Below are 6,502 nucleotides of genomic sequence, written 5' to 3'. Positions count from 1 at the left end.
GGTGGGCGTCCGCCGGTCCGCCGGGGTGCGCCACCCGTGGCGGGACGCCCTGCTCGACGAGCTGCCCTGGCTGCTGCTGGCCGGCGTGCTGATGGGGTAGAGGGTGAGCAGGCTGGTGAGCGCCCCGGCGGCGACCAGCACCACGGGCAGCGTCCCGCCGGCCGCGACGCCGGCCTGGAGCAGGCCGAGCTTGCCGAGGAAGCCGGAGAACGGCGGGATGCCGGCCAGGTTCATCGCCGGGACGAAGAAGAGCACCGCGAGCAGCGGCGTGACCCGGGCCAGCCCGCCCAGCCGGCGCAGGTCGGTGCTGCCGGCCCGCTCCTCCACCAGCCCAGCGACCAGGAAGAGGGTGGTCTGGATGGTGATGTGGTGCACCACGTAGAAGATCGCCCCGGAGAGGCCGGCGACGCTGCTCAACGCCACCCCGAAGATCATGTAGCCGATGTGGCTGACCAGGGTGAAGGAGAAGAGCCGCTTCATGTCGGACTGGGCGACCGCGCCGAGGATGCCCACCACCATGGTCAGCCCGGCCACCACCATGAGCAGCCCGGAGACCTGGCCGCCGGGGAAGAGCAGGGTCTCGGTGCGGATGATCGCGTACACGCCGACCTTGGTGAGCAGGCCGGCGAAGACCGCGGTGACCGGGGCCGGCGCGGTCGGGTAGCTGTCCGGCAGCCAGGCGGAGAGCGGGAAGACGGCCGCCTTGATACCGAAGGCGAGCAGCAGGGTCAGTTGCAGGACCAGGCGTACGCCGCCCGGCAGGGCGTCCAGCCGACCGGCGAGCTGGGCCATGTTGACGGTGCCGGTGGCCGCGTACACCAGGCCGACCCCGGCCAGGAAGATCATCGAGGAGAGGACGCTCACCAGCACGTACGTCGAGCCGGTCCGGATCCGCGCCTCGGTGCCGCCGAGCGTGATCAGCACGAAGCTCGCGGCCAGCAGGATCTCGAAGCCGACGAAGAGGTTGAACAGGTCGCCGGCGAGGAAGGCGTTGGTCACGCCGGCGGTGAGCACCAGGTAGGTCGGGTGGTAGATGCTCACCGGCGCGCTCTCACTGGTCTCCCCCCGACCCTGCCCGATCGAGTAGAGCAGCACGCAGAGGGTCACCGCGGAGGAGACCACCAGCATCAGCGCGGCCAACTGGTCGGCGACCAGCACGATGCCGACCGGCGGGGGCCACCCGCCCACCCGCACCACCACCGGCCCGTCCCGGTACGCCTCGACCAGCAGCACCACCGCGACCGTCAGGGTGGTGGCGAGGCCGACCACGCTCACCGACCGCTGCACCCGGGGACGCTTGTTCAGCAGCAGGGTGAGCGCGGCGCCGAGCAGCGGCAGCACCACCGGCAGCGGCACCAGCACCGCGATCCCGTTCACCGCCGCTCGCCCCGGCGGCGCAGCCGGCGCAGCGCCGGCTCCGGATCCACCTGCTCCGGGTCGCTGTCCGGCCCCTCCCCGCCGAGGTCCGCGGTGGCCACCTCGTTCCGCTCGGCGCGGCGGGCGATCTGCCGGTCCTCCAGGTCGTCCTGCACCTCGTCGTCGCCGCTCAGATACCAGCTCCGATAGGCGACCGCGAGCAGGAACGCGGTCAGCCCGAACGTGATCACCACCGCGGTGAGCACCATCGCCTGCGGCAGGGCGTCGCTCATCCGCCCGGTCGGCGCGGTGCCGACCAGCGGCGCGGCCCCGGCCCGGCCGCCGAGCAGGATCAGCAGGTTGACCCCGTTGCCGAGCAGGATGACGCCGAGCAGGATGCGGGTGAGGCTCCGCTCCAGCAGCAGCGTGACGCCGGTGGCGACGAGCACCCCCACGGCGATCACCAGGACCAGCGTCGGTCCCGCCGCACCCCGCGTCACGGTGCCACCCCTGTTCGCGACTGCGGGGCTCGCAAACCCGGCTCACTCCTCGCGCTCACGTCGGCTCTCCCCGGCGCTCCACGACCAGGCCCCGGGCCGGTTCACCGGCGGCCTCCACGTGCCGGTCCACCTCAGCGCCGAGGCTGCGGAGGATGTCCAGCACCAGCCCGACCACGATCAGGTAGACGCCGATGTCGAAGAAGATCGACGTGACCAGGTAGAAGTGGCCGGCCAGCGGCAGCCAGAGCTTCACCTTGACGCTCTGCAGCACGTCGCCGGTGAACAGCAGGCCGAGCACGCCGCCGCCGACCGAGACGGCCAGGCCGGCGCCGAGCACCGTCCCGGCCCCGACCGGGGCGGCCTCGGCCAGCTCGTACCGGCCGCCGGCCAGGTAGCGCAGGGCCAGCGCGAGGCCGGCGACCAGGCCACCGGAGAAGCCCCCGCCCGGGGCGTTGTGCCCGGAGAAGAGCAGGAACAGCGAGAAGAGCAGCATGGTGTGGAAGATCAGCCGGGTGACCACCTCGAAGACGATCGAGCGGCGGCGCGGGTTCAGGGTGGTCCCGCCGCGCAGCCAGACCGTACGCGGGTCGGGCCGGGCCGCGGCCGGGCGCGGCCGGCGGGGCCGGGGACCGGTGCGGGACCGCTCGAAGATCAGGCTGGCCACCCCCGTCGCGGCCACCACCAGCACCGAGATCTCCCCCATGGTGTCCCAGGCCCGGATGTCCACCAGGGTCACGTTGACCACGTTGCGGCCGTAGCCCTGGGCGACGGCGAGGTCGGGATAGGCCGCCGAGATGGACGGGAACCGCCGCGCCCCGGTCGCGGCGAGGGCGAGTCCGGCCATCACCACGCCGGCCGCCGCGCCGATGGCCCGGCGGACCCAGCGGCTGCGGCGCAGCGGGCGGGCCGAGAAGCGTTCCGGCAGCCGCCGCAGCACCAGCACGAAGACCGCGATGGTGGCGGTCTCCACCAGGAACTGGGTGAGCGCCAGGTCGGGCGCGCCGTACAGGACGAACAGCATCGCGCTGCCGTAGCCGGTGACGCCGACCAGGAGCATCGCGGTGAGCCGGCGCCGGGCCCCGACGGCGAGCAGGGCGGCCACCGCGATCACCACGCAGACCACCAGCTGCACGGGGGTGTCCCAGACCGCGATCTCGTGCTGCCACGGCCGGGTGAGCAGCATCGCCGAGCCGGGCACCAGTACCAGGGCGACGAGGATCGTGCCCAGGTACTGCGGCAGGGAGCCCCGCTGGGTCGCCCCGGTGACCTCGATCGCGAACCGGTCGAACCGGTGGATCACCCACTCGTACCCCTGGTTGCCGCCGACCGGGAAACGCAGCCGGGCCAGCACCGCGCTGAGCGGGCCGCGGACCAGGTGCAGCGCCACGCCGCCGGCCACCGCGACGGCGGAGAGGCCCAGCGCCGCGGTCGGTCCGTGCCAGAGCGCCAGGTGCTCCTCGACCGGGCCGAAGAGCGCGGCGTACGGGCGGAGCAGCGCGCCGAGCGGGCCGGCGGTGGCCCCGGCGACGAGCCCGGCCAGGGCGAGCAGCCCGGCCGGGGCCAGCATCGCCACCGGCGGCCGCTCGACCTCGGTGGCCGCCGTGCCCGGCCGCCTGCCGAAGGCGCCCCAGAGGAACCGGATGCTGTACCCGACGGTGAGCGCGGTGCCGGCCACCAGCGCCGCGAGCACCCACGGCCGTCCGGCGAACGCCGCGAACACCGCCTCCTTGGCGACGAAGCCGAGCAACGGCGGCAGCCCGGCCATCGAGGCGGCCGCCAGCGTGGCGACCCCGGCCAGCACCGGCGCGGCCCGCCCCACCCCGGACAGGTCCCGCAGGTCCCGGCTGCCGGCGCTGTGGTCGAGGATGCCCACCACCAGGAAGAGCGCCGCCTTGAACAGCGCGTGCGCCAACAGCATCGCCGTGCCGGCGAGCCCCGCCTGCGGGGTGCCCGCGCCGAGCACCACGACGAGCAGGCCGAGCTGGCTGACCGTGCCGTACGCCAGCAGCAGCTTCAGGTCGGTCTGCCGCAGCGCCGCCCAGCCGCCGAGGACCAGGGTGACCAGCCCGGCGGCCAGGGTGACCGCGCGCCACGGCGCGGCCGGGGCGAGCGCCGGGCCGAGCAGCCCGACCAGGAAGACGCCGGCCTTCACCATCGCCGCGGCGTGCAGGTACGCGCTGACCGGGGTGGGGGCGGCCATCGCCACCGGCAGCCAGGAGTTGAACGGGAACACCGCCGATTTCGCCAGCGCCCCGGTGAGCACGAGGAGCACCGCGGCGACGAGCCGACCGCCGCCGGGCAGCGGCGCCGCGGTGATCAGCGACCACCGGTAGCCGCCGGCGTGGTGGCCGAGCAGCAGGAAGCCGACCAGCATGGCCAGCCCGCCCAGGGTGGTGACGGTCAGCGCCTGGGCGGCGGCCCAGCGGCTGGACCGCCGTTCGGTGCTGTGCCCGATCAGCAGGTAGGAGAAGACCGTGGTCAGCTCCCAGAAGACGTAGAGCAGCAGCAGGTCGTCGGAGACGACCAGGCCGAGCATGGCGCCGGCGAAGGCGACCATGACGGCCGCGAACCGGGCGAGCCCCGCCGATCCGGCGTGGAAGTAGCGGGCGGAGTAGACCAGCACCAGCGCGCCGACGCCGCCGACCAGCAGCATCATCAGCCAGGACAGGGTGGTGACCCGCAGCGCCAGGTCGAGCTGGAGTTGCGCGATCCACGGGTACGTCTCGACCACCGCCCCGCCGTCGCGGACGGCGCCGGTGTGCGCGACCGCCCAGCCGAACGTCGCGGCGGGGGCGAGCGCGAGCGGGTAGCAGGCGCGCGGGCCCCACCAGCGGACCAGCAACGGCGCGAGCAGGGCCGCCACCAGGTGCAGGATCAGCAGGACGAGCACGCGCACTCCACGGTCGAGGTGGCAGCGCGCGCCCGGCACGCTGCGGCCAGGACCGATCAGACGTCAGGTGAACGCCGCCCCGGGCGCTTTTCGGGAAAACCGTCCGGTTTGCCGGGGCGTCGCGCCCGCGCCCCGGTCACCGGCGTTGCGGGCGGGTCTCCACCAGCAGGTCGGGCCGGCCGAGCTGGCGGACCACCTTGTTCACCACCCGCTGCGCGGCGGCGAGGGAGCGCACCGGGAGCAGCTTGCCGCGGCTCTCCCGGCGCAGCACGAAGTAGTGCACCGCGGCGCGGACGAGCCCGCGGTCGGCGGCGCTGGAGTGGGCGGTGGCGAGGACCAGCTCGCGGAGGCAGCGGGCCAGCTCCTCGGCCAGCTCGAGCTCGGGGCCGTGCAGACCGGTGCGGAGCACGGCGAGATGGCCGTCGACCTTACGGATGAGTACGTCGGTCCCGGGGCCGGAGCCGCGCTCCTCGACGATCATCCAAGCCTCCACCCGACGCTGCGTTGCGGGTGAAGTTACTTTATGTTGCGCGGTGCAAGCAAGCAGTTAAGTAAGACTTAACGCTAGTAACGCCCCAACCATCGCTTAAGACATCGACCCGGACAGAACAGCGTTCACGGTCGGGTGAATGTCACATCGGCGAGGCAGGATGGGAGGCGTGGCGAACGAGGTGACCGGCGGGGACGCGGCCGTGCTGGCGGATTTCGGCCCGGCTACCCGGGAGTGGTTCCGCGCCGCCTTCGCCGCCCCCACCGCGGCCCAGGCCGGCGCCTGGCGCTCCGTGGCCGCCGGGCGCAACGCCCTCGTCGTCGCCCCGACCGGCTCCGGCAAGACCCTGGCCGCGTTCCTCTGGTCGTTGGACCGGCTGGCCAAGGAGGCGCCGCCGGCCGAGGCCCGGCAGCGCTGCCGGGTGCTCTACGTCAGCCCGCTCAAGGCGCTCGCGGTCGACGTCGAACGCAACCTGCGCGCCCCGCTCACCGGCATCCGGCAGGCCGCCACCCGGCTCGGCCTCACCCCACCCGACATCACCGTGGGCATGCGCACCGGCGACACCCCGGCCGACGAGCGGCGGGCCTTCGCGCGTACGCCGCCCGACATCCTCATCACCACGCCGGAGTCGCTGTTCCTGCTGCTCACCTCCGCCGCCCGGGACTCGCTGCGCGGGGTCCGCACCGTCATCGTCGACGAGGTGCACGCGGTCGCCGGCACCAAGCGCGGCGCTCACCTGGCGCTCTCCCTGGAACGCCTCGACGCGCTGCTGGAGACGCCGGCCCAGCGGATCGGCCTGTCGGCCACCGTCCGGCCGATCGACGTCTGCGCCCGGTTCCTCGGCGGCGCCCTCCCGGTCGACGTCGTGCAGCCCGCCAGCAGCAAGACCATCGAGGTCAGCGTGCAGGTGCCGGTGGAGGACATGACCCGCCTCGACGAGCAGGAGCCGCCGGAGGACGACCTGGGCGGCGTCGGCCCGCGCCGGGCGTCCATCTGGCCGGCCGTCGAGGAGCGGGTCTTCTCGCTGATCCGGGCGCACCGGTCGACGATCGTCTTCACCAACTCGCGGCGCAGTGCCGAACGGCTCTGCGCCCGGCTCAACGAGCTGGCCGCCGAGGAACTGGAGGCGTCGCTCGCGCCGGACGGCGGCCGCCTGACCCGGGGCGGCGAGCCGGTGCGCGTATCCGACCTGTTGGCGGGGGACGACGGCCCGCCGGCCGGCGACGGCGGCCCGGCGGACGGACCCGGTCCGGGGGGCGACGGCGG

5 protein-coding genes are annotated in these 6,502 nt (G+C 74.2%); 1 reads left to right on the top strand and 4 read right to left on the bottom strand.

What is annotated here, in order from left to right; genetic code table 11:
• From ACWEVO_RS26475 to ACWEVO_RS26460, 4 genes are all read right to left on the bottom strand, one after another.
• Positions 1 to 1,368: Na+/H+ antiporter subunit D (locus ACWEVO_RS26475; protein WP_452310215.1), on the bottom strand; the 1,368-nt coding region annotated here is incomplete at its 3' end.
• A gap of 5 nt (positions 1,369 to 1,373) precedes the next feature.
• Positions 1,374 to 1,856, bottom strand: coding sequence for a Na(+)/H(+) antiporter subunit C (locus ACWEVO_RS26470; RefSeq protein ID WP_452310214.1), 483 nt, complete (start codon positions 1,854 to 1,856; stop codon positions 1,374 to 1,376).
• 55 nt (positions 1,857 to 1,911) lie between these two features.
• Positions 1,912 to 4,746 carry a Na+/H+ antiporter subunit A gene (locus tag ACWEVO_RS26465; RefSeq protein ID WP_452310213.1) on the bottom strand — a complete coding sequence of 945 codons (2,835 nt, stop codon included), beginning with the start codon at positions 4,744 to 4,746 and terminating at the stop codon, positions 1,912 to 1,914.
• A 136-nt stretch (positions 4,747 to 4,882) separates the two neighbouring features.
• Positions 4,883 to 5,227, bottom strand: coding sequence for a hypothetical protein (locus tag ACWEVO_RS26460; protein ID WP_452310212.1), 345 nt, complete (start codon positions 5,225 to 5,227; stop codon positions 4,883 to 4,885).
• A 169-nt stretch (positions 5,228 to 5,396) separates the two neighbouring features.
• Here ACWEVO_RS26460 and ACWEVO_RS26455 point away from each other — a divergent pair.
• Positions 5,397 to 6,502: DEAD/DEAH box helicase (locus ACWEVO_RS26455; protein WP_452310211.1), on the top strand; the 1,106-nt coding region annotated here is incomplete at its 3' end.

It is taken from the genome of Micromonospora sp. NPDC003776 (assembly GCF_053605645.1).
Note: the sequence above shows the minus strand (reverse complement) of the source record. Positions and strands in the feature narration are given on the sequence as shown.